General features: G+C 70.1%; 22 protein-coding genes. 10 read left to right on the forward strand and 12 right to left on the reverse strand.

Going from position 1 to position 21953, the window contains the following annotated elements; all coding sequences use genetic code 11:
• Positions 1 to 36: 36 nt before the first annotated feature.
• Positions 37 to 933, reverse strand: coding sequence for a DMT family transporter (locus BLW75_RS09070; RefSeq protein ID WP_034319459.1), 897 nt, complete (start codon positions 931 to 933; stop codon positions 37 to 39).
• On the opposite strand from BLW75_RS09070, the gene BLW75_RS09075 reads away from it, so the two are divergent.
• The 3 genes from BLW75_RS09075 to BLW75_RS09085 all read left to right on the forward strand — a co-directional run bounded on the left by BLW75_RS09075 (position 932) and on the right by BLW75_RS09085 (position 4903).
• Positions 932 to 2356 carry an aminotransferase-like domain-containing protein gene (locus BLW75_RS09075; protein ID WP_034319456.1) on the forward strand — a complete coding sequence of 475 codons (1425 nt, stop codon included), beginning with the start codon at positions 932 to 934 and terminating at the stop codon, positions 2354 to 2356. The genes BLW75_RS09070 and BLW75_RS09075 overlap by 2 nt on opposite strands.
• Before the next feature lie 36 nt (positions 2357 to 2392).
• Positions 2393 to 3091: a Crp/Fnr family transcriptional regulator gene (locus BLW75_RS09080; RefSeq protein ID WP_091597203.1), complete on the forward strand. Its 699-nt coding sequence runs from the start codon at positions 2393 to 2395 to the stop codon at positions 3089 to 3091.
• 291 nt (positions 3092 to 3382) lie between these two features.
• Complete coding sequence (locus BLW75_RS09085) at positions 3383 to 4903, forward strand: sialidase family protein (protein WP_034322919.1); 1521 nt, start codon at positions 3383 to 3385, stop codon at positions 4901 to 4903.
• A gap of 407 nt (positions 4904 to 5310) precedes the next feature.
• On the opposite strand, the gene BLW75_RS09090 is transcribed toward BLW75_RS09085, so the two are convergent.
• From BLW75_RS09090 to BLW75_RS09105, 4 genes are all read right to left on the reverse strand, one after another.
• A complete protein-coding gene (locus BLW75_RS09090) occupies positions 5311 to 5778 on the reverse strand; it encodes a hypothetical protein (protein ID WP_034322893.1) in 468 nt (155 codons plus the stop codon).
• Positions 5779 to 6048, reverse strand: coding sequence for a DUF1905 domain-containing protein (locus BLW75_RS09095; protein WP_034322891.1), 270 nt, complete (start codon positions 6046 to 6048; stop codon positions 5779 to 5781).
• Positions 6049 to 6086: 38 nt separating this feature from the next.
• On the reverse strand, positions 6087 to 6593 hold the full coding sequence (locus tag BLW75_RS09100; protein ID WP_034322889.1) for a flavodoxin domain-containing protein: 507 nt from the start codon (positions 6591 to 6593) through the stop codon (positions 6087 to 6089).
• 88 nt (positions 6594 to 6681) lie between these two features.
• A complete protein-coding gene (locus tag BLW75_RS09105; RefSeq protein WP_034322887.1) occupies positions 6682 to 7890 on the reverse strand; it encodes a nitric oxide synthase oxygenase in 1209 nt (402 codons plus the stop codon).
• Positions 7891 to 8266: 376 nt separating this feature from the next.
• On the opposite strand from BLW75_RS09105, the gene BLW75_RS09110 reads away from it, so the two are divergent.
• Together BLW75_RS09110 and BLW75_RS09115 are read left to right on the forward strand one after the other, a co-directional pair.
• Positions 8267 to 9283 (forward strand): CobW family GTP-binding protein, encoded by a 1017-nt coding sequence (locus tag BLW75_RS09110; protein ID WP_034322883.1) that lies wholly within the window; start codon positions 8267 to 8269, stop codon positions 9281 to 9283.
• A 288-nt stretch (positions 9284 to 9571) separates the two neighbouring features.
• A complete protein-coding gene (locus tag BLW75_RS09115) occupies positions 9572 to 9838 on the forward strand; it encodes a hypothetical protein (RefSeq protein ID WP_034322917.1) in 267 nt (88 codons plus the stop codon).
• A gap of 17 nt (positions 9839 to 9855) precedes the next feature.
• Here BLW75_RS09115 and ligD read toward each other — a convergent pair whose 3' ends face one another.
• From ligD to BLW75_RS09130, 3 genes are read right to left on the reverse strand one after another with little or no spacing between them, the layout of a single operon-like run.
• Positions 9856 to 10863, reverse strand: a complete 1008-nt coding sequence (gene ligD, locus BLW75_RS09120) for a non-homologous end-joining DNA ligase (protein WP_034322879.1) — start codon at positions 10861 to 10863, stop codon at positions 9856 to 9858.
• Positions 10860 to 11939, reverse strand: a complete 1080-nt coding sequence (locus tag BLW75_RS09125) for an ATP-dependent DNA ligase (RefSeq protein ID WP_198935843.1) — start codon at positions 11937 to 11939, stop codon at positions 10860 to 10862. The genes ligD and BLW75_RS09125 overlap by 4 nt, the downstream gene beginning before the upstream one ends.
• Positions 11940 to 11979: 40 nt before the next feature.
• Positions 11980 to 13131, reverse strand: a complete 1152-nt coding sequence (locus BLW75_RS09130) for a DUF1015 family protein (RefSeq protein ID WP_091597206.1) — start codon at positions 13129 to 13131, stop codon at positions 11980 to 11982.
• Between the two features lie 111 nt (positions 13132 to 13242).
• Between BLW75_RS09130 and BLW75_RS09135 the strand changes: the two genes are divergently transcribed.
• Positions 13243 to 14763, forward strand: coding sequence for an MDR family MFS transporter (locus tag BLW75_RS09135; RefSeq protein WP_034322874.1), 1521 nt, complete (start codon positions 13243 to 13245; stop codon positions 14761 to 14763).
• On the opposite strand, the gene BLW75_RS09140 is transcribed toward BLW75_RS09135, so the two are convergent.
• Positions 14760 to 15650, reverse strand: a complete 891-nt coding sequence (locus tag BLW75_RS09140) for a TIGR03854 family LLM class F420-dependent oxidoreductase (protein WP_091597209.1) — start codon at positions 15648 to 15650, stop codon at positions 14760 to 14762. The genes BLW75_RS09135 and BLW75_RS09140 overlap by 4 nt on opposite strands.
• Before the next feature lie 122 nt (positions 15651 to 15772).
• Here BLW75_RS09140 and BLW75_RS09145 point away from each other — a divergent pair, with 122 nt between their 5' ends.
• Complete coding sequence (locus tag BLW75_RS09145; RefSeq protein ID WP_198935842.1) at positions 15773 to 16519, forward strand: thioesterase II family protein; 747 nt, start codon at positions 15773 to 15775, stop codon at positions 16517 to 16519.
• Here BLW75_RS09145 and BLW75_RS09150 read toward each other — a convergent pair.
• Entirely contained in the window at positions 16509 to 19220 is a 2712-nt protein-coding gene (locus BLW75_RS09150; RefSeq protein WP_034322867.1) for an ATP-binding protein, read from the reverse strand. The two genes, BLW75_RS09145 and BLW75_RS09150, sit on opposite strands and share 11 nt — an antisense overlap.
• Positions 19221 to 19331: 111 nt before the next feature.
• Between BLW75_RS09150 and BLW75_RS43195 the strand changes: the two genes are divergently transcribed.
• Together BLW75_RS43195 and BLW75_RS09160 are read left to right on the forward strand one after the other, a co-directional pair.
• The gene (locus BLW75_RS43195; protein WP_034322865.1) at positions 19332 to 19928 is read left to right on the forward strand and encodes a hypothetical protein; all 597 of its coding nucleotides are present in this window, start codon (positions 19332 to 19334) and stop codon (positions 19926 to 19928) included.
• Positions 19925 to 20437 (forward strand): YceI family protein, encoded by a 513-nt coding sequence (locus BLW75_RS09160; RefSeq protein ID WP_034322862.1) that lies wholly within the window; start codon positions 19925 to 19927, stop codon positions 20435 to 20437. Before BLW75_RS43195 ends, BLW75_RS09160 begins: the two co-directional genes overlap by 4 nt.
• Here BLW75_RS09160 and BLW75_RS09165 read toward each other — a convergent pair whose 3' ends face one another.
• Both BLW75_RS09165 and BLW75_RS09170 read right to left on the reverse strand, forming a co-directional pair.
• Positions 20438 to 20869, reverse strand: coding sequence for a DUF6292 family protein (locus BLW75_RS09165; RefSeq protein WP_034322858.1), 432 nt, complete (start codon positions 20867 to 20869; stop codon positions 20438 to 20440).
• 100 nt (positions 20870 to 20969) lie between these two features.
• Entirely contained in the window at positions 20970 to 21413 is a 444-nt protein-coding gene (locus tag BLW75_RS09170; RefSeq protein ID WP_034322907.1) for a MarR family winged helix-turn-helix transcriptional regulator, read from the reverse strand.
• 104 nt (positions 21414 to 21517) lie between these two features.
• Between BLW75_RS09170 and BLW75_RS09175 the strand changes: the two genes are divergently transcribed.
• Positions 21518 to 21910: a DUF5313 domain-containing protein gene (locus BLW75_RS09175; RefSeq protein WP_034322856.1), complete on the forward strand. Its 393-nt coding sequence runs from the start codon at positions 21518 to 21520 to the stop codon at positions 21908 to 21910.
• The last annotated feature ends 43 nt before the right edge of the window (positions 21911 to 21953 follow it).

Consider the following 21953-nt stretch of genomic DNA (forward strand, 5'->3'; position numbering starts at 1 on the left):
GCGGGCACCGCGGTCTGGCGGAATCGCGACGTCGATCTAGCTACGGGAGCGCTGGGTCACGACGATGCAGGCGACGACGATCAGCGCGGTCACCGGCGCGGCGGCCGGGAGGTGCTCGCCGAGCAGCAGGACCGCCCAGACCAGCGTCAGCAGCGGCTGGGCGAGCTGCAACTGGCTCGCCCGCGCGACCCCGATCTCGGCCATTCCCCGGTACCAGGCGAAGAATCCGCCGAACTGGGAGATGAGCGCGACGTACAGCAGGCCGACGATCCCCTCTCCGGTGACGTGCAGCGGTTCGGTCGCGAGACCGAAGACGGCGAACGCCCCGGTCACCGGCAGCGCCATCACCAGCGCCCACGCGATCACGTGCCAGCCGGCCATTTCCCTGGCCAGCCTGCCGCCCTCGGCGTACCCGAACGCGCACAGCACGAGCGCGCCGAACAGGAACAGGTCCGCTGTGGACAGTCCGCCGCCGCTTTGCGCGACGGTGAACACGACGACCGCGCTCGCACCGACCGCCGCGGCGAGCCAGAAGCGGCGGGACGGCCGGTTCCCGGTCAGCTTCGAGGAGATGACCGCGGTGGCCAGCGGCAGCAGCCCGATCACCACCGCGGAATGCGCGGTCGACGAGGTCGTCAGCGCGAGCGTGGTGAGGATCGGGAACGCGAGGACACAGCCGAGGGAGACCACGGCCAGGCCCCGCCACTGGTCGCGCCTCGGCAGCGGGACCCTGAAGAGCCGAAGGCAGGTGCCGGCGACCAGCGCGGCCAGGACGCTGCGCAGCCCGGTGGCGGTCCACGGGTCGAAGCCTTTGAGGGCCCACACGGTGGCGGGGAACGTGAACGAGAAGGCGAGGACACCCAGCGCCGCCAGTGCGGTCCCGGAGCGGACCGCTACTGCCCGGTCCGCGATAGCGCTATCATCCAGTCTCATGTCCGATGGTAGCAGCGTCACCAGCCTGGTCACACAGCTGAGGTCCGACCTGGAGCGCTATCCGGTCGATGGAAAGCTCCCGTCAAGCAGGGAGCTGGTCCGGCAGCTGAAGGTGAGCCCGGTGACGGTGTCGCGGGCCATCGCCGCGCTGGCCGCCGAAGGCCTGGTGATCACCCGCCCCGGCGCCGGTGTCTTCCGCGCTCCGCCGCCCCGCGAAGTGGCGGTGACCGGTGACGTGTCGTGGCAAGAGGTGGCGCTCAGTTCCCAGTCCGGCACCCGTGCGATCGACGCGAGCGGCGTGCTCACCGCGCTCAGTGACCCGCCCTCGGGCGTCATCGACCTCAACGGCGGCTACACGCATCCCAGCCTCCAGCCGGAACGGGAACTCGCGGCGGCGTCGGCCCGCGCCGGACGCCGCCCCGGTGCCTGGACCCGGCCGCCGATCTGCGGCCTGCCCGAACTGCGGGCCTGGTTCGCCCGCGACATCGGCAGCCCGGTGAACGTCGAGAACGTACTGATCACCTCGGGCGGGCAGAGCGCGCTGACCACCGCGTTACGCGCGCTCGGCGCTCCCGGCGCGCCGGTGCTGGTGGAATCCCCGACGTACCCGGGGATGCTCGCCATCGCGCGGGCGTCGGGGCTGCGGCCGGTCCCGGTGCCGATCGACCGCGACGGCGTCCGGCCCGAACTGCTCGCGGACGCCTTCCGCGACACGGGCGCCCGGCTGTTCGTCTGCCAGCCCGCGTTCCAGAACCCGACCGGCGCGGTGCTGTGCGCCGAACGCCGGGCCGAGGTCCTGCGCATCGCCCGTGACGCGGGCGCTTTCGTCATCGAGGACGATTTCGCCCGGCTGATGGCGCATCCCGGCAGCCCGGCTCCCCCGCCTCCGCTCGTGGCCGACGACCCCGACGGCGTCGTGGTGCACATCCGCTCGCTCACGAAACCGGCGTCACCGAGCCTGCGGATCAGCGCGCTGGCCGCGCGCGGCCCGGCGCTGGAACGCCTGCGGGGGCTTCACGCCGTCGAAAGCTTCTTCGTACCGCGCCCGCTGCAGGAAACCGCGCTCGAACTGGTGAGTTCTCCTGCCTGGAGCCGCCACCTTCGTAGCCTCGCGGCCTCGTTGCGGGAACGCCGCGACGTCGCCGTCTCGGCGCTGCGGGAGTTCCTGCCCACCTGGACCGCCGTCCCGGTCCCGACCGGCGGCTACCACCTGTGGCAGCCGCTCCCGGGCTTCGTCGACGAAGTAGCGCTGACCAGCGCCGCTTTCCGCGCCGGAGTAGCGGTCACCCCCGGCAGGATGTACTTCGCGGCCGAGGCTCCGGGGCCCTATCTGCGCCTGAGCTACGTCAGCGCCGCGACAGGCGCGCAGCTGCGGGACGGCGTCCAGCGCCTTTCCCAGGCGTACCAGGAGATCCCCGGCTGACGTCTCGTACGATCGCGCACGGAGGCGACGAAAGGCATGACACAGCCGGCGGCGGCGCCGCACGATCCACCCGGCAGGCTCTGGGAGCTGCTCGACGACGGCCAGCGCAAGGCGCTGCGTGCCGGGGCCGAACTGCGCCGGTACCCGGCGGGCACGGTGATCATCCGCGAGGGCGACCGGTCGGACTGGGTGCTGATCCTGATGACCGGGCGGGTCAAGATCACCTCGGTGTCCACCGGCGGCTACGACGCCGTGCTGGCCGTCCGCGATCCGGGCGACATCATCGGCGAGATGGCGTCGATGGACGGCAGCCTGCGCTCGGCCACGGCGATCGCCGTCGAGCCCGTCACCGGCCTGTGGCTGTCCTCGCGCGCGTTCAACGCCGTGCTCAGCGAGCATCCCGCCATCTCGGTGGTCCTGCTCCGGATCATCACCTCCCGCCTGCGCTACGCCAATTCGCGCCGTACCGAATTCGGGGACAGCACCGCCGCCGAACGGATCGCCGCGATCCTCGTCGACCTCGCCGAGCGGTACGGCGTGCCCGCCGCCGACGGCACCCTGATCGCCCTGCGGATCAGCCAGCGCGACCTGGCTGGGCTCGCGTCCGCGTCGAGGGAAGCCGTCGCGCGGACCCTGCGGACCCTGCGCGCCGACGGGCTGCTCAGCACCGGCCGCCAGCGGCTGGTCGTGCGGAGCGTCGACGACCTCAGGCAGCTGGCACCCGACGACCGCTGAGCCGCCATGGCGGGCCGGCAACCGCCGGTGAGTCCGCCAACGGCCGGACCCACCGGCGCCACGACACGAGCCGGTGATCGATCGCCCCTCACCCTCTCCGGATCGATCACCTTCTTCGGCCCTCCCTGCCGATCTCGCGCCGTGTCCGACGGGAACGAGCTTGGCAGGGATCGCCCCGCCGCTCTGCGTCATTTGACACAAACCGCGAACCCGGGTTGTACGCGTCTTGTACGAGCCGGAAGGACTCTCATGTCCCGTCACCTGAACCGAATCCAGGACGGAGACACTCCCGTGAAGATCTCCCGCGTCGCACAGGGCCTGTTCGCGGCCCTCGTCGCCACCGCGGCGGTCGGCGCAGCCCCGGCCACCTCCCTCGCCGCGCCGGCCACCGGCGACCGGTTTTCGACCACCGCGGTCGGGAACACGTTGGTGTACAAACAGAAAACAGAAGGTTACGACTGCTTCAGAATCCCCGCCATCGTCAAGGCGAACAACGGCGAGCTGCTCGCGTTCGCCGAAGGCCGCAACGGCGGCGCCAGCTTCTGCAACGACCGCGGCGACATCGACCTCGTCGTGAAACGGTCCGCCGACAACGGCAAGACCTGGAGCGCTCCGAAGATCGTCATCGAAGGTTTCGGTGACACCAAAGGAAATCCGACACCGATCGTGATCCCGTCCACCGGGCGGATCGTGCTGCTCTCGGTGATGGAATGCGTCAAGAACCCCGACTGCAACCGGATTCCGCGCGTCTCGATCAGCGACGACCACGGCAAGACCTGGACCGCGCCCAAGGTGCTCACCACGCAGCTCGGGTTCAACAGCGCACCGGGCTGGCTCGCGACCGGGCCGTCGCACGGCATCGTGCTGACCCGCGGCGCGCACGCCGGCCGGATCGTCGCCGGAATGAGTTACACCGTCGACGGCAAGAACAGCGGCGCGCTCATCTACAGCGACGACCAGGGCGTCACCTGGAAGCGCGGCGCCACCGACACCCCGGCCTCGACGGCCGGGCTGAACCCGCAGGAGATCAGCGTCACCGAACTGCTCGACGGCCGCGTCTACGCCGCGGCGCGCAACCAGGCCAACAACGACGACAAATGCCTCAGCGGTGGCGCCAAGAACCGCGCCTACGCCATCAGCTCCGACGGCGGGGCGAGCTTCTCCACCAAGTTCACCTTCGAGGAGGACCTGATCACCCCGGTGGTGCAGGCCTCGACCGCGCGGATGACCGCGACCGACAAGGCGGGCAAGTACAACCGGATCCTGTTCGCCGCGCCATCGGTCTGCGACCGCCGCAAGGAACTCGTCGTGCGGTCGTCGTTCGACGAGGGCGCGAACTGGCAGGGCAACTCCGCCGGAACGCTGGTGTGGAGCGGTGACGCCGCGTACTCCGACATGGTCCAGCTGTCCTCGGGTTCGGTGGGCGTGCTGTACGAGGCGGGCCCGGCGGGGAACGCCAACGAGACCATCCGTTTCTCGGCCGTCACCGAGACGACCCTCGGCGCCCCGGCGTGCGGCGGCGGATACGGCGTGATCGACTCGGCACCGCTCGGGACGGCGGGCACGGTTTACCTGTCCTACAACGCTTCCAACGGGCAGAACTGTGTCAGCACGATGAAGAGCGAGTCCGCGGGCACCGCGACCGCGACGTCGGCCTACCTCGAGGTGGCGGGGTCGTCGCGGATCACCGACTCCGGGTCGTTCTCGTGGTTCGCCGGTCCGGTGCGGGCGGCCGCGGCGGGCAAATGCGTGAAGTGGGGCGGCTCCGCGGGCGGGACGGCGTACAACAGCCCGTCGGAACACTGCGGCTGAGCCTTGGGCGTCGGCCGTGAGTGTCCACAAGGGACGCTTGGTCAAAGTTTTTCAGAGTTAAGGAAAACGAGGCGTGTTACGAAAGCCACTTTCCCAACGTCGAAGGTTGGGAAAATGGCTTTCGCAACGTCAGCGACCTGCCCAGGTGGCGTATATGCCCGACTTGAGCAGTAGGCGTGGTTTTGCGAGGTGGTCGCCCTCGAATCCGTACATGTCCAAACCAATTACTCACTGAGCCGCCGAGCGCTGTCCTTTGTGGACATCGCAGGGAGCACCCTTGCTGCCGCCGGGCCGCGAAGGCCCTCCGTCACCGCCTCAAGGGTGAGCAAGAGCCTTCACGACAGCGAGCCGACCACGCCCCCGACGACCCTCGAGGCCTTCACACGCCCTTGCCGTGCCCTCAAGCATCACTTCGGCGGACGCTGCCGAGGGGAGAGCTTGGTGAGCGCCAGCTTCTCCAGTCCGTCCGAGATCTCCGCGATCCCGGCGTCGAACCGGTCCAGATCCACACCCTTGGCGGCCAAGTCCTCACGGACGTGCTTCTCGACCTTCGCCCAGTCGTTGCGGTACTCGGTGGCGAGTTCCTTCCACGGCACACCGGCGAGCCCGGCGGTGAGGCCACTGTCGTAGGCGAGCACGCCGCGTTCCATCAAGTACGCGATGCCCGGGTACCCGAGATACCCCTGCCAGTAGGACCCGTTGTCGTTGGCCGTGATCGAGCCCGCCGCCGGATCGTGGCGGACGTCGTACGTCTTGGCCTTGTCCGACGACGCGACCCGCGCGGTGTCACCGTCGATCTCGACCCGCCCGTCGGCGACCGCGCCGAGTGCCTCGTAGATCTTGATGACCGGGGACGGCTTCCACTCCGCGGCCACTCAGCCCTCCAGCCGTTCGAGCAGGACGACCTCCACCGTGTCGCCCTCCTCCTTGCCGATCGCCTTGCGCACGTCGGCCTTCACCGGGAGCTTGTGGGTGCCGTCGCCCAGCGCCATGAACGAACTCCGGAACGGATGCCCGTCGACGGTGCCGCGAACCTTCACCAGGCCCTTGGTGCCGAAGAATTCGGCGGAGCCTGGCATGACCACGTACGTCCAGCCGCCCTTCTCCGGGCTCTTGACCAGCGTCGCAGTGAACCGTTTGTCCATGAGGGCACCTTACGGCAGGGCACCGACGAAACGGCCTTTCATAGTGCGACACGAATGCGCACCCGGCGGCCGACGTCACGGGCCCACGCCCGGATCGACGGCCAGTCACGGAAGTCGCCTGCCCACGGGCCCACGGCCATGATCTTCCAGAACAGCCCGGTGGCAGTGGCCGGGGTGAGCCTGCCGCCGAAGGTGGCCGTGCGCTCGGCGTCGATCCTCGCGGCCAGCAGGGCGACCCCCGCGGGCAGGCTCACTCGTTTGCCCGCGGCGAGCGGCCCGCACGGCCCGCTGTGGAACAACCAGACCGGCCGGTTCCGAAGCGCCTCCTCGTGCTCGGTGAGCAGGCGCACCGCCTCCGGCCGCCAGCGCCGGTGGTACAGCGCGCTCCCGACGATCACCGCGCCGTACGGCTCGACGTCCTCGACTTCGGCCGCGTCCAGCAGATCGGCCGTCAGACCGCTTTCCCGCAGTTCGGCGGCGATCACCTCGGCGATCTCCCTTGTCCCGCCGAATTTGCCGGCGTGGGCGACGAGCACTGCGGTCATGCCGCCATTGTCCGCGCGGCCACCTGCCGTGCCACCGTCCGGCCCATCGACACGCCGCATTCGGCTCACCTCTTCACCCGTCGGAGCGCTACGCGGGCGGCAGGAACGCCGGTCTCGCCGCCGGATCGGGTTCGTCGTAGTAGCGGTGGAACACGGCGGTCTGCCCGCCGGACAGCGGCGGGACTATCCAGCTCCAGTCAGCCCGGCAACGGCGTCCCGCTCGCTCCTCCTTGGCGATATGCGTGAGGAACCGCCGCGATTCGGTGTGGTGGTCGGCGACGGTCACGCCCGCCGCGTCGAAGGAGTGCTGGACGGCCAGCGTCAGTTCGACGAGTGCGCGGTCGCGCCACAGGGTGCGTTCCGATTTAGTCGACAGGCCCATCAGGTCCGCGATCACCGGCAGCAGGTCGTAGCGGTCGGTGTCGGCCAGGTTGCGCGCGCCGATCTCGGTGGCGAGATACCAGCCGTTGAACGGCGCCGCCGGGTAGGTGATCCCGCCGATGACCAGCCGCATGTCGCTGATCGCCGGTACCGCGTGCCAGCGCAGCCCGAGCCCGGCGAACCAGCGGTGGTCGGGATGGGACAGCGGAACCTCCAGCACGGCGTCTTGCGGCAGCCGGAACAGCCGCAGCTCCCCCGGCTCCGACTCGATGAGCAGCGGAAGGACGTCGAACGATCCCTTGCGCTCGGGCGGGCGCCAGCCGTGCTCCTGGACGGTCTCGGTGAAGTCGGCGTAGCGCGGATCGCCCAGCACCGAGCCGTCGCTCAGCCGGTAGCCGGCGTACCGGACGAGCTGGTCGTTGTGGATCTTCGGACCGGGCCCCTCGGGGCCGTCCGGCGCGAACACGGTGATGGTCGGGCGGATCCGGCCACCCCGGGTCGCCTCCCGCAAGTGGGTGACGCACTCCTCGGCGATGGCGGCGGCCCCGACGACGTCACGGCGGTCCCGCACCTTCAGCCCCTGCCAGTACAGCCTGCCGATGCACCGGGCGGAATTCCGCCAGGCCACCCGCGCACCGAACTCGACCTCGGCCGTCGTGTGGCGATACGTGCCGGTCGCGCTTATCTCGGCGCGGACCCGGTCGAGCCGCTCGCGCAGCCGCGCGGGCCCACCGTCCGTCTCGGCGTGGAAGAGCCGGAGGAAGTCCTCCGCTTCGGCGATGTCCACGCTCCGTTCCCGCGCCGCCGCCTCCGGAGGCAAGCGAGGGATATCCGTCACCCGCATGGAGGCCGTCGCCACCTCGGCTTCCCACTCTCCGAATTCGACGCCGGCACCGGCGGCGGGAACGATCACCATTCCTCCTGCACTCGGAAATGGCCGGAGGGATCATGCCTGATCGGCGAGATGGCCGGGTCCGGACCAGACGAAAGACGATACCCCACGGAAAGACGGACACGATCCTCCAAATGGCAGAAGCTTCGCCCCTGGTGACATTTACGCAGCTGGAAAGCTTGCGGACGACAATATTTGGAATTGCGTACGACTTCGCGGGATATTCACCGAATTACACCGCGCGAAATGATCACGTCCCGCCAAGATCACTTTATGATCGCCATTAATCACTCTTTCGAGCGTATTCGACAGCGAGCCCTTCTGTTCTTTCCCCGTGCCGGTGTATTGGCAGGCTCCCGCCGTCGCTAGAGTGCGGGGAGCTCCGACGGAAAGGAAAATCGTGGTCGACAGGCGGATTCCGGTCATCCTGGTCGCGGGCTTCCTCGGCTCCGGCAAGACCACCCTGCTCAACCACCTGCTGGCCAACCGGCAGGGCGCGCGGATCGGGGTCGTGGTCAACGACTTCGGCAGTATCGCGGTCGACGCGATGGCCGTCTCCGGCCAGGTCGACACCATGATGTCGTTCGGCAACGGCTGCCTGTGCTGCGCCGTCGACGCGAGCGGCCTCGACGCCATGCTCGCGAAGCTCTCCGAGGCCGAGGCCGGGATCGACGTCATCGTGATCGAAGCCAGCGGACTCGCCGAACCGCGTGACCTCATCCGCCTGATGATCGCCAGCGAGAACCCCGCCATCGCCTACGGCGGCCTCGTCGAGCTCGTCGACGCCGCCGAATTCGAGGCGACCAGGAAGCGGCACCCGGAGCTGGACGAGCACCTCGGGTTCGCCGATCTGGTCGTGCTCAACAAGACCGACCGGGCCGACGAGGACACGCTGGCCAAACTGCGCGGCACGATCGACGAGGTCGCGCCCGGCACGCCGGTGATCGCGACCTCCCATGGCCGGATCGACCCCACCCTGTTCTTCGACGCCCGGCCGCGCGAACGGGTGGGCCAGCTGTCGTTCGACGACCTCCGCGAGGAGGAGCACGACCACGAGCACCATTTCCACACCGCGTACGACAGCGTCGCCTTCACCAGCGAACGGCCGCTGGACCCGCGACGGCTGATGGACTTCCTCGAACAGCGCCCCGGCGGGCTCTACCGGATCAAGGGTTTCCTCGACTTCGGCCCGAACGGCTCGCGGTCCCGGTTCGGGCTGCACACCGTCGGCTCCTTCATCCAGCTGGACCGGTCGGCGTGGCCCGCCGGCCTGCCGCGCCGGAGCGAACTGGTGCTGATCGGCTCGGGGATCGACACCGAGGCCGTCACCGCGCGCCTCGAGGAATGCGTCGCGGACGATCCCGGCGCCGTCGACGATCGGGGCATGTTGCGCGTGCTGCGGTTCATTCAGGACTGACACGCCGAGCCCACCGGTCGATCTCGCGTGTCCAGGGCCGCATCTCACGTGATCGGAGGCGTAACTCGCGTGTCTGGAGGCGTAACTCAGCACCGGGGCGAGTTACGCCGCCGAGCACGCGAGTTACGTCCCCGAGCACGCGAGTTACGTCCCCGAGTACGCGTGTCCGGACCGGACGTGCCTTGACACGCCGAAAGACCGAAATACCGGGAATCGCGGCGAGCCTCGTTGACACTGACCTGCGGAAGGAATCTCGAGCTGGACCACCTGTATCGGGAGGACAGTTCCATGACGAACACCGCCGGACGCTGGTACCTGGTCGGCGCGCTGCCGGAGGACTCTCCCGCCGCGCATCTGATGACCCGCTCCGAAGACCTCCGCTACCGGCGTTCCGCCTGCGGGGACAAGGAATCCCGGCTGTGGACGCCGGTGGACCTCACCACGACCGACGTCGCCCCGTGCCCCCGCTGCGCCGCGACCCTCCCCGGCCACCGGTCCAGCCGCAAGGCCGTGACCGCCGCGAACACGCAACTCGCTTTCGACTTACCGCTCTGACCCCCGCATTCAGAGGACTAAACGCCGTCTTTCTTGGCCCTGCTCGGCGCGACCCGGGGCGGCTCGTTCGGCATCTTCGGGTAGACGGGCGGCCAGGGCGCGTCCATCAGCCCGTCTTCCATGTCCTTCCTGGACATTTCGAGCAGCGGCTCGATCGACTGGGGTTCCGTTCCCGCCCAAGGGTCTCCGCGTTCGGCGAGCAGAGCGGGCACAGTGGACAGTGTGAGCTTGTCCGGCTCGACGGTCTCCAGTTCGTCCCAGCCGATCGGCGTCGACACCTGCCCCCCGACCCGCGGGCGCACGCACCACGCGCCGAACACCGTCCGGTGCGGCGCGTTCTGATTGAAGTCGACGAACACTCGGGAGCCGCGTTCTTCCTTCCACCACTGCGCCGTCATCTCCGCCGGGTGGCGGCGTTCGAGTTCACGGGCGAGCGCGACGGCGGCCGCGCGGACCTCGTAGCCGTCCCATCTCGGTTCCAGCGGCACATAGAGATGCAGGCCGCGCGAGCCCGAGGTCTTCAGCTGCGAGGTGATACCCAGTTCCTCGAGCAACGCCTTCGCCAGGACGGCGCCGTGCCGCAGTTCGGGGAACCCGATCCCGGGCGACGGGTCGAGGTCGATGCGGAGCTGGTCGCTGATGTCCAGCGAGTCGGCCCGGTTCGGCCAGACGTGGAAACCGAGGCAGCCCTGGTTCACCGCCCAGATGATGTGCGCGAGGTCCTTCGCCACGAGGGTGTCCGACGTGGTCCCGTTCGGGGTGGACACCACCGTCGTGGTCAGCCAACCGGGCGCGTTCTTCGGGACCCTCTTCTGGAACCACGACTTCCCGCCCGCGCCGTCGGGGTAGCGTTCCAGCAGCAGGGGCCTGCCGCCGAGCTGCGCCAGCAGCGGCACCGAGACCGCGCGGTAGTACTCGACGAGGTCCAATTTGGTCTCGCCGTGCTCCGGGAAGTAGACCTTGCCCGGATTGGACACCGTGAACTCGACGCCGTCGAGGTCCAGCGTGACCGGCTCTGCCTTCATGTTTCCCCCAGCTCGGTGAACAAGGTGGCCAGCTCGGCGGGCGGGACCTCTTCGAGCTGCGCATACGTGCACGAGGCGGGTTCGCGGTCGGGGCGGAAGCGCACGAGCCTCCCACCGTGGCGGAACCTCGTGCCCTCGACGTGTTCGTAGCGGACTTCGGCGACCCATTCGATGCGGAGCGGCTCCCAGCTCAGGTCCTTCTGCGGCGCCCACCGGCTGCCCGCCCCCGGCATGCGGCCGCCCGCCTCCTCGTGGGTCTCGGCCCACTCACGCCACGGATGGTTCTCCAGCGCGTTCTCCCGCAGCGGCGCGAGCTCGTCCACCAGCTCTCGACGCCTCGCGGCGGTGAAACTGCTGGCCACGCCCACACTGTGCAGGACGCCTTCGTCGTTGTAGAGCCCGAGCAGCAGCGAACCGACGCCTACACCGTCCTTGTGCCATCGAAACCCGGCGACGACGCAGTCCGCCGTCCGCTGGTGCTTGACCTTCCACATCACCCGCTTGTCCTGTTCGTACGGCGCGTCGGCGGGCTTGGCCATCACGCCGTCGAAGCCGGCGCCCTCGAACCGGGTGAACCAGTCCTGGGCGACGTCGGGATCCTCGGACAGCGGGGTCAGGTGGACCCGGGCGAACTTCGTGTCGACGACGCTTTCGAGCAGCTTCCGCCGCTCCCCGAACGGTTCGGGCGTCAGATCCCGGTCGTCCAGCGCGAGCAGGTCGAACACCACGAAGCTGGCGGGCGTCTCCTCGGCCAGTTTGTTCACCCGGGACGCCGCCGGGTGCAGGCGCAGCTGCAGCGTCTCGAAGTCGAGACCGCCCTCGGTGACCAGCACGATCTCGCCGTCGACGACGCAGCGCTCGGGCAGCGCGTCCTTGAGCAGATCGACCAGCTCGGGAAAGAACCTCGTCAGTGGCCTGTCGTTGCGCGAGCCCAGCACGACCTCGTCGCCGTCGCGGAACACCACGCAACGGAAGCCGTCCCACTTCGGCTCGTACAGCAGCCCCGGTGTGCGGGGCAGTTCGTGCACGGCCTTGGCCAGCATCGGCTTGACGGGTGGCATCACGGGCAGTTCCACGAGGCCGATCCTAGGCCGCGTCACCGACAAAAGCGCGGCATCAGAGCTCGGCCAGGAGGAGCCCGCTCCGCGGTTTGGGCGTGAAATAGGTGGCCTTCCTCGGCATCCGCGATCCGGCCGCGTGCACGGCGAGCACCTCCGCGTACGGGACCGGGGCCAGCAGGAATACCGCGTCGGCGTCTTCGGGCACCGGCGTGCCCGGCAGCAGAGGGCGCACGCTCGGACCTTCCGGATCGACGCCGAGCACGCCGCGGATCAGCTCCTGCTCCACCACCGCGTGGTCACCGCCCGCCTTGCCGAGCGTCACCCGGAACGCCGACCCGCCCGCCAGCACGGTCACCTCACCCGGTTCTGCGGGCGGCCCCGGCGGACCGGGGTGGACGTCGAACCCCGCCTCCGTCCATCGCCGGACCAGGGTGGCCGGGTCGAGGCCGGTGCCGGCGAGCACCCGGTGGATGGGCCCGATCCGCAGCCCGGGCCCACCGGTGACCAGCGCGAGCAACGCGCCGCGCCCCGAGGCCGCGGCGGCCGCGACCCGGTGATTGCCATCCGCGACCAGGAGATCCAGCTCGTCCAGCGCCGCCAGCAGTTCGTCCTGGGCCGGCCCGGGTCCGGCGAGCCACAGTTCGTGCTTTCGCCCCGGGCCGTCCACTGTGGACAGGCTCGGCACCTGCCCCCGGCAGAACCGCTCGATCAGCGCGGTCAGCTCCCGGCCGCCGGTCGCGGGGACCAGCATCGCGGCACTGGTCGCGACACCGAGCCCGGCGAGCATCGCGGCCCGCTCCGCGACGACGTCCGGATAGACGTCTTCGGTGTGCCGCACCCGGGTCACCCCGTCGTCCCGGACCGCGGCCGGATCGACCAGGCACAGCACGCCCAGCGCGACCCCGTCCGGCCCGTCGATGCGATACGGCGCGACAACGTCGGCGACCGGGCGATAGTGCCGCTCCCGGATCCGCTCGAACGTCGCCCTGGCCTGCGGCAACGCCGCCTCGATCGAGAGGCCGCCCGCCAGCGCGGCCGGGGTTCTCGCCGGATGCTGGACCGCCAGCAGGCTGTCGCCGTGCGCCCCGGCGAGCGCGGCCTCGACCCGGCCCGGGTCGGCGAACTCGTCGACGTCGGGCCCCGGGACGCTGTCGCGGACGGCCCAGCCACGGCCGATCGGGCGGATCCAGGTGCTCATCCGATCCATTTTGCGGGATAGCTCACGGAAAAAATCGGTCCCATGACCGGGTGTCTCCATGGAATGCTTACCGATGCGAAGTAGTTGACGTCGTTCATGAGCCCGAGGAGACCGCCACAGATGACGACCCCGGCCCCGGTCACCGCGAAGGAAGGGGTCGGCTTCCGGTCCGAACGCGGCCCCGTCCTGATCGCCGTGATGCTGTGTTCCGGTCTGATCGCGCTGGACTCGACCATCATCGCCACGGCGGTGCCCTCGGTGGTCGCCGATCTGGGCGGGTTCTCGCAGTTCCCGTGGCTGTTCTCGATCTATCTGCTGACCCAGGCGGTCACCGTCCCGCTGTACGGCAAGTTCGCCGACGTCCTCGGCAGGCGGCCGGTGATGTTCTTCGGGATCGCGGCGTTCCTGGTGGGCTCGGTGCTCTGCGGCGCGGCCTGGAGCATGCCGGTGCTGATCGCGGCCCGCGCGGTGCAGGGCATCGGCGCGGGCGCCATCCAGCCGATCGCGCTGACCATGGTCGGCGACATGTACACGGTCGAGGAACGCGCCAGGGTGCAGGGCTATCTCGCCAGCGTGTGGGCCATTTCGTCGGTGGTCGGGCCGACGCTGGGCGGCGTGTTCGCCGAGTACCTCGACTGGCGCTGGATCTTCTTCATCAACCTGCCGCTCGGCGCGCTGGCGGCGTGGATGCTGTTCCGGAACTTCCGCGAACGCGTCGAACGCCGTTCGCACCGCATCGACTACCTCGGCGCAACGCTGCTCACCCTCGGCTGCTCGCTGCTGATCCTCGGCCTTCTGGAGGGCGGGGTCGCCTGGGGCTGGGCGTCCGCGCCGAGCCTGGCGATCTTCGGCGGCGCGGTGGTGCTGCTGGTGGCGTTCGTGTTCGTGGAACGCAAGGCCGACGAGCCGGTGCTGCCGCTGTGGATCTTCACCAAACGGACCCTGATCGGCGGGAACCTGATCGCCGTCGTGGTCGGCATGCTGCTGATGGGCCTCACCTCGTATCTGCCGACCTTCTCCCAAGGCGTGCTCGGCACCGGCGCGCTCGTCGCCGGATTCGCGCTGGCGGCGCTGACCGTCGGCTGGCCGATCTCGGCGTCGCTGGCGGGCCGGGTCTACATGCGCATCGGATTCCGGGACACCGCGCTGATCGGCAGCGGGATCGTCATCGCGGGCGCGGCGCTCACGGTGTTCCTGACGGCGGGGTCGTCGATCTGGCTGGCGGCCTCGGCCGCGTTCGTCCTCGGGCTGGGGCTGGGCCTGGCGTCGAGCCCGACCCTCATCGCCGTGCAGTCCACGATCGGGTGGGAACGCCGCGGCGTCGTCACCGCGACGAATATGTTCAGCCGGTCGCTGGGCAGCGCCGTGGGCGTGGCGATCTTCGGCGCGATCGCGAACGCCACGCTGGCGAGCCGCTTCGCCAACCCGCCCGAAGGGGTCACCGGCCTGCCGTCCGGGGTCGACGCGACCAGTGTCGTCCTGGAGGGCCACGGCCCGGACACCCCGACGACGACGTTCGTGCGCGGCGCCCTCGCGGACGCCACGCACCACGTCTTCCTGGCGATGCTGGTGGTCGCCGTGCTCAGCGTCGGCGCGCTGCTGCTGATGCCGCGGCGGACCGAAGAGCTGAAGTTCGACTAGTTCTGCAGCGGCACGGCGTGCTCGACGAAGTTCTCGACGAACCGCTCGATCGGCTCCGGCCCGGCCGGGTACAGCACGAACTTGCTCAGCCCGGCGTCGACGTACTCGGCGAGCAGGTCGCGGGCGGCGCTCCAGCTGCCCGCGATCAGCCGGGACGGGTCCGCGTCGGACCTGGCCGCGATCGAAGCCGCGAGCGCGTCCGGGATCCCGTCCTCCGCGACGATGAGGCCGATGCCGAAATGGTCGGCCTCGATCTCCCGGTCCGCCTCGGCCGCGGCCTCCTGGATCGCCTCGCGGCCGGCACGCGCCTCTTCCGGTGTGAGGAAACTGGCCAGCCAGCCGTCCGCGAGCCTGCCGACCCGCCGCAGCGCGCCCGGCGCCTTCCCGCCGAGCCAGAGGTCGAGCCGCTTGACCGGGCGCATGCCGAGACCCGTGCCCTCGACGCGGAAGAACTCGCCGTGGAAAGTCACCTCTTCCTGCTCCAGCAAGGCCCTGATCAGCCGCAACGACTCGTCGAACACCGCGGCGCGGCGGCCCTGCGGCACCGGGAACAACGGCAGTTCCGCGTCGCGCGCGGGCTTCAGCCCGAAGACCGGCAGGACTCGTTTCGGCGCGAGCGCGGCGAGAGAGGCGAGTTGTTTGGCGACCAGGACCGGGTCACGGCCGGGCAGCACCATCACCCCGGTGCCGACCTTCAGTTTCGTGGTGCGGGCGAGCGCGTGCGTCAGCCCGACGATCGGGTCGATCCTCGGCGAGTACACCGCTTCAGGCAGCCAGAGTGAATCGACGCCCGCCCGCTCCAGCAGATCGACCGCGGCGCCGAACTCCTCCGGTGCCGTCCCGGTCCCCAGCCCGGCACCGATCCTGATCTTCAGGTCCTCCGCCACACTTGCTCCCTTCCCGTGTTCCCACCGTGAACAACCCCGCACAAGCATGGACTCATTCCACGAATCCCCCGTACATTCCACTGTCGTGCGGGCCGTTCCCGCGCGGATTGGGGGATCTTCCGATGGCAGGACAGGCTCCGAGCAGCTGGACGCGATGCTTCCATCCGGCACCGTCGGCCGGGATGCGGCTCCTCGCCTTCCCGCACGCGGGCGGATCGGCGAGCGCGTACCGCGCGTTTTCGGCTGCCCTCTCGCCCACGATCGAGGTGCACACCGCCCAGTACCCGGGAAGACAGGACCGGATGGGCGAGCCGGTCATCGACGACATCCACGTCCTGGCCGAGCGACTGGTGGACGTCGCCGCCGCGCTCCCGGAACCCTTCGCCCTCTTCGGGCACAGCATGGGCGCGATCGTCGGCTTCGAGGTCGCCCGGCGGCTCGAAGCACGCGGGATCGTTCCGGCGGCGCTGTTCGTCTCGGCCCGCCGTGGTCCCGATATCCAGAAGGAGAAGTCGCACCACCTCGCCGACGACGACACCTTCCTCGACGAGGTCAGCCGTCTCGGCGGCACGGACCCCACGATCTTCGCCGACCCGGACATCCGCGCGCTCACGTTGCCCGCGCTGCGCGGCGACTACAAGGCCGTCGAGACCTATCGCTACCGGCCCGGCCCCGACGTGAGCTGCCCGGTCGTGGCGCTCGCCGGGAACGCGGACCCGGTCCTGCATCTGCCGGACGTCGAAAACTGGCGCGAGCACACCACCGGCTCGTTCGAGATGGAGGTGTTCGAGGGCGGGCACTTCTTCCTCGAAGACAACCTCGACGCCGTCGTCGCGCGCATCCTCGGCAAGCTGACCGTCAGTCCCTGAGGCCTTCCCTGCTCGCCCACGCGACGACCTCGGTCCGGTTCGCCAGGCCCAGTTTGGCCAGGATGCTCCGGACGTGGCTTTCCACCGTACGTTCGGAAAGCACGAGCTTCTCGGCGATCCGGCGATTGCTCAGCGCGTCGGCGAGCAGGGCGACGATCTCGCGTTCCCGTCCGGTGAGCGGGTCGGCGGCGCGGCGGCCGGCGCGGATCCGGTCGAGCAGCGCCCCGGCCCGCGCGAGTGGTCCCGGCATGGCCAGTCGCCGGAACTCGGCGAGCGCGTCGCGCGCGATCCCTTGCGCGCGAACGAGATCGCCCCGGGCGACCAGTGTTTCGGCGAGCAGCAACCTCGCCTGGGCGACACCGGGACGGGCACCGATGCCTTCGTTGACGGCGATCGTTCGCTCGTACAACCGCACAGCCTCATCGTGGCGGCCCAGGACGGCGTTCAGCCGGGCAGGCTGCTCCAGCGTCGAGCCGGTGCAGAAGACGCCGGCGCCGCCTGCCGCGATCGGCCGCACTTCTTCGAGGCGCCGCAACAGGTATTCCGCCATGTCGGTGTCGTGGAAGGCCTCGACCAGCGGTACGAGGTTGGGCAGCGCGCCAGTGGTGTGCAAGGCGAACTCCGGGCTCCGCACCAGCGGGACCAGCTGCTCGTACCGCACCCGAGCCTCGTCGAGGTCGCCCATGAGCAGGCTCAGCAACGGCCGTGAGACCAGGGTGACCGGCAGATGCGGAGCCCGCTCCAGCAGGCTCGCGTAATCCCCGCGGAGATCCCCGGGATCACCCGTGAGAAGCACGAGCTGGGTACGGAAGGCATAAGACATTCCTTTCGCGGAGAAGTCGTCCGCGAGTTCGGTGTTCGCCAGTTCCTCCGCCGCGAGGTCGAGTGCGCGTGCCTCGGCCAGGTCTCCGCGCAACGCCAGCACCGAACAGCGCAGCCGCAGGTCGTGCCAGCGGACCAGCGGCAGTCTCGTCAGCCGTGCCAGTGTCGTCACCGCGACGAGTTCGTCGTCGACGAGCGCCATCCGCCCGTCCTCCAGGGCCGCGTCGATCCGCCATTTGTGGCCCCACAAGGAAACCAGCGGCTGCCCGGTCCGCGTCCCCAGTTCGGCCGCCAGCGCTCCGAGCCGGAGCCTTTCGGGTAACGGCAGCTTTTCCGGCGCGACCTTCATCCGGGCACGGACGGCGTCGACCAGTGCTTCGGGATCACCTGACTCCTCAGCGAGCGCGAAGGCCTCGTCGGCGAGCTTTCCCGCCTCGGCGAACCGGCCGTAATCGGCTTCCACCGACGCGCTGTGCGCCAGCAGACGTGCCCGCGTCGTCCGGTCGACGCCGTCCATGGCGAGCGCGCGGGCGGCGAGATCACGGATCCCCGGCAGGAGATCCGGCGCCGCGACATCGCGGACCACCAGCGCCGCGCGGGCGAGCAGCCCTGCGTCGGCGGCGCGCCGGGCGTGGTCGAGACTCCGCGCGAACCGGCCGGTCCGGTACTCGGCGACGGCGAGGTCGAGCAGCAGGCCGGCACGGTCCACTTCGGACAGTCCGGCCTTCGCCCTGGCGTCCAGCGCGATCGCGAGAAAGCGCGCGGCCTCGTCGAAGGCCAGCGCCCGGTTCGCTTCCGCGGCCGCGATCGCCGCCCACTCCGCCGTCTTCTCCGGCGCGGACGCCGAGCGCAGCCAGTGACCCGCGACCGTCCCGGCGAGCGCGGCATCGCGCCGGGCGTGTTCTTCGAGCGCGGCCGCGACCCGGCCGTGCGACGTCTCCCGCTCGGTTTGCCCCAGATCCGCGTAAATCCCGTCGCGGACGACGGCGTGCGCGAACCGCCCCTCGCGCAGCACCCCGGCCTTCGCGGCTTGATCGAGCCCGTCGGCCACCTCCCCGAGTGGCAGACCGGATACCTCGGCGAGCAGGGCGGCTTCGACGTCCTCGCCGATCACCGCCGCGATGGCGAGCAGCCGCCGCACCGAGGGCGCGAGGGCCGCCACTGTGGCACGCACGAGGTGGCCGAGTTCCGATCCGCCCGCCGAACGCGCGATCGCGCCGAGATAGAGCGGATTCCCGCCGGAACGGCGATACGCCTCGCGTATTTCCTCCTCCGCCAGCCCGCTGAGGAGCCTCCGGGCCTCGGGCTCGACCAACGGCGGCAGCGAGATGCCTCGCGCGCCCGGACGGCGCAGGAGATCCGGCAGGGCCGCGTCCAGCGCGGGCGTGTGCCCGGTGTCCCGATGCGTCGCGATCACGGCCAGCTTCGAGCGCCGCAATTCCCCCGCAAGATGCCGCAGAAGACGCAAGGACGCTTCGTCGGCCCAGTGCAGATCCTCCAGGACGACGACCAGGCCCGACGGTTCGGCGGCGGCCACCAACGCGTCCGACGCGGCGGCGACCAGGCGGAACCGTGCGGCCTGGACGTCGGCCACGCCCTCGGCCTCGGCGAAAGCGGCCGTCACGGCCGAATCGACCGACGGCAGCGCCTCGACGACGCGCCGCCACGGCCACAACGGCGGTGCTCCCGGATCGTCGGCGCACCGGCCCCAAACGACGGCGGTCGCGTCGGACACGGCCTCTTCGACCAGCCGGGTCTTACCGATCCCGGGCGACCCCGAGACGAGGACGAGCCCGCCGGAACCCGCGGCGGCGTCGGCGAGCCTGCCACGCAGACTCGCCAGTTCGGCCGCCCGGCCCACGAACGGTTCCCGGTTCACGAAAGGAGTATCGCTCCGCGGGCCCCATTCCGTACCGCACTGCGTACTGGCACTGATGTCCGGCGGCGGCCGAGGGCGCAGAGTCGGCGTGTCCGACGGAAAGGAAAGCCCATGTACGCCACCGTCCACCAGTTCCGGCGTTCGCACGCCGACGAGTCCGCGGGCTGGGGTCACGCCCTCGCCGCCGAACTCCACCCCGGCACGGGATCGCCGGGGACCTGCACTCTCGCCCAGGTCGGCGGCCTGACCGGTCTCGTCGTCGCGTTGTGGCGCGACCGCGGGTCCGCGCTAGCCGCTGCCGACCGTCGCACTCCCGGCACCTTCGACGTCCGGGTCTTCGAGGTCTCCGACGTCGAAGGCGGCCCGGCCGAGCCCAGGATCGCGCAGGCGACCTGGTTCGACCGGCCGCTGACCCCGGACCAGGCCGACGCCGCGCGGTTCGGCGGGCGCGAACGGATCCGGCCCGCGGTCCGGGGACTCGACGGGGTCGGCGGCTTCTACGTCCTGACCGCCGAAGACCGGTCCATGCTCGTCCTCGGCTTCACCGAGTCGATCGAAGTGATGGAAGCCGTCCAGAAGGCGATCATGAGCACGGAACTGCTGCCCGGCGAGGACCCCGCGCTGCTGCCGGGCCCGGACCGGATCGACGTCCACCGCGTGCTCCATACGTCCCTGCCCTCGCTCGGCCTGGTGGGTGAGCCGCGATGACCGCCGGGACGTCCGCGCGTGTCGGCACCTGGACCGTGCTCGCCGACCGGACCTCGGCCACGTTCACCGTCCGGAACTTCGGCTTCCGCGTGGTCCACGGCTCGATCCCGGTCAGCCTGGGTTCGGTGCGGGTCTCCGCGGACGGCGTCACTGCCGTCGAGGCCGCGCTGGACCTCGACGGCATCGACACCGGTAACGCCAAACGCGACGCCGACCTGCGCAAACCCGGACTGCTGGCGATCGACGCGCAGCCCGTCCTGACCTTCGCGGCCGACCGGGTCGAAGGCGGGCCGGGCGAGTGGTCGGCCCACGGTTCCCTCGGTGCACGAGGCGAGACTTGCCCTCTGACGGTGACCGCGACCGGACCGGCGGACAACGGCGACGGCACCTGGCGGGTGGTCGCCGGCGCCGTCTTCGACCGGCGGGCGATCGGTCTCCGCGCACCGAGGTTCCTGATCGGCAGGGAGATCACGATCGCGCTCGACGTCGTCCTCGCTCCGCCTGGGTGATCAGGCCCAGGCGGAAAGTTCCTTGGCGAGCGCGGACGGCCCGCAGGCGGTGCGCAACGTCGGCGCGCCGGGCCAGCAGTCCTGGTGTTCGCCGGTGCGGAGGCTTTCGGTGAACCTGGCGACCAGCCTCGGCTGCGACGCCACCGTCCGGCCGCCGAGGTAGGCGACGACGACGTGGTGATCGTCGCCCGAATGCGTCGCCACGGCGGCCGACCAGCCATGCTCCTCGTGCCACATCAGGTCCACGTCGCGCTCGGGGAAGCCGGGAAGACGCCAGTTCAGCCGCATCCGGGCGGTGACCGGACCGGCGAGGTCGACCGTGCACGCGTCCCTCCGTATCCCCAGTGCCGCGGCCACGTCCTCCAGGTAGGCGTTCAGCCTGGTCTTGAGCTCCAGACCTGCTTCCGTGGGCGCGGGGGTCGAGGTGGTCACGGTCCCTCATCTTCCTGTCACTTTGAGTTGGCGTGACGGGAATTACCCACCCCGGAGCGGCTTCACACCCTCATTTCGTCACACCACGGTTTCGGTTCGCTCAAGCCGTGGCTTCGATGACGCGGGTCAGTGCCTTGTGGAGCACCTCCAGCTCGGAGACCTCCATCCCGAGCTTCTCCACGACGCGGTACGGGATTTTTTCCGCTTCCGCGCGCAACGCGCGACCGGATTCCGTCAACTCGACCGTCAGCAGCCGCTCGTCCTCGGAACTGCGCCTGCGCGTGACGTAACCGATCGTCTCCAGGCGCTTGAGCAACGGTGACAGCGTCGCCGGCTCGGCACGCAGGGCGACACTCAGCTCCTTGACGGCCTGCGGGCCCCGCTCCCACAACGCCAGCATGACCAGGTACTGCGGATGGGTGAGCCCATGGGGTTCCAGCAGCGGACGGTAGATGGCGATTACGCTGCGCGACGCGACCGACAGCGCGAAACACACCTGACGCTCCAGCGCGAGCGGATCCTCGCCCAGATCGATCGACTTCATCTCCGGTCCCTCCGAGTTCATGCCGCCGATCCTAGTCGTCACACTAATGTTTAGCGTACTAATCATTAGTGTACTGTGAGAGCATCGACGGAAGGAGTCGCCCGATGCCCCGCAAGCGCCCGGACGTGTTCCGGTGGCTGTGGTACTCGCTCGGCGGCAGGCTGCCCGAGCGCTACCACGACTGGATCCTCCACGACGCGACCACGGGAACCTGGCGCTGGCGGCACGTCGCCCGCAGCACGGTGATGATCGCTCCGCTCTGCGCCGTGTGGCTGCTCCTGCCCGGCCCGCTCACCCTGCGGCTGGCGATCGTGCTGATGGCCGCCCTCGTCGCGTACTTCTACTCGATGGCCTACATGGAGGAGAGCATCGAGCACCGGCTCGCCAAGAACGGCTTCCCGCCGGGCACCGGCCGCCGGACGCGCGCGGAGGCCGTCGCGGTCGCGGAAGCCGAGGTGACCGAGCGATACCTCGCGCGGTACCGGAACCAACCCTGATCCCTTCGTCACGGTGCCCGTCTCCGCCGCGACACCCGGCATA

Source organism: Amycolatopsis lurida, assembly GCF_900105055.1.
Lineage (GTDB): Bacteria > Actinomycetota > Actinomycetes > Mycobacteriales > Pseudonocardiaceae > Amycolatopsis > Amycolatopsis lurida.